At 62.8% G+C, this 1,001-nt stretch carries 1 protein-coding gene; it reads left to right on the top strand.

Features of this window, described 5'->3' with window-relative positions; genetic code table 11:
* A partial coding sequence (locus tag ACIPIA_RS17000) for an alpha-amylase family glycosyl hydrolase (protein ID WP_400511185.1) occupies window positions 1-1,001 on the top strand: 1,001 nt, incomplete at both ends.

Raw genomic sequence — 1,001 nt, 5'->3', positions numbered from 1 at the left:
CTCTCGAAGGACTGGTCTTTCCCGATCCCGCCTCGCGCCGCCAGGACGGCGGGGTGCATGGCTGGAGCGTCCTAAGCGACCCGGATTCTTATTCCTGGCGCTGCGCGAACTGGCGCGGCAGACCTTGGCGCGAGACCATCCTGTATGAAATTCATCCCGGCCTCGCTGGAGGCTTCGCGGGAATAGAGAGCGAACTGAGCCGCCTGGCCGAGCTCGGCATTACGGCCGTCGAGCTCATGCCGATTGCCGATTTTCCCGGCAAGCGCTCATGGGGCTATGACGGCGTCCTCCCCTTCGCGCCGGCCGCAGCATATGGATCGCCCGACGACTTGAAGCGCCTGGTGGACCGGGCGCATGAGCTTGGCCTCGCTGTCCATCTCGACGTCGTATTCAACCATTTCGGCCCGGATGGCTGCTACCTTCATGCTTATGCGCCACAATTCTTCCGCGCCGGAAGACAAACACCATGGGGCGCGGCAATCGATTTCGATCGGCCGGACGTGCGCGCGTATTTCATCGCCTGTGCAGTCCAGTGGCTTGTCGAGTACCGGCTTGATGGTTTGCGGCTCGATGCCGTCCACGCGATTCCCTCGACCGAATTCCTGCTGGATTTCGAGCGGGAGGTTCGCAGCGCGGTCCCGGCAGACCGCCATATCCAGTTGGTTGTCGAGAATGACGCCAACGATTCCAGCTTGCTGTCGCGGTTCGACGCGCAATGGAATGACGATTTCCACCATGCCGTCCATGTCATGCTGACGAGCGAGGCCACGACCTATTATGGCAGCTTCGCCGATGAGCCGGTCCGCCATCTCGCGAGGGTCCTGGCGGAAGGCTTCGCGTTTCAGGGCGAGGTTGCCTCCTTCAGTGGCGAGCCGCGCGGCCGGCCCAGCACGGATTTGGCGCCGACCCGTTTCGTCAACTGTCTGCAGAACCACGACCAGATCGGCAATCGTTTGTTCGGCGACCGCCTCCTGGCATTGGCCGATCCTGCTGCGGTTCGC

Origin of the sequence: Allobosea sp. CER48 (genome assembly GCF_044752385.1) — a bacterium.
GTDB lineage: Bacteria > Pseudomonadota > Alphaproteobacteria > Rhizobiales > Beijerinckiaceae > Allobosea.
The sequence above is the reverse complement of the archived record's forward strand: the minus strand, read 5'-3'. Positions and strand labels throughout refer to the sequence as shown.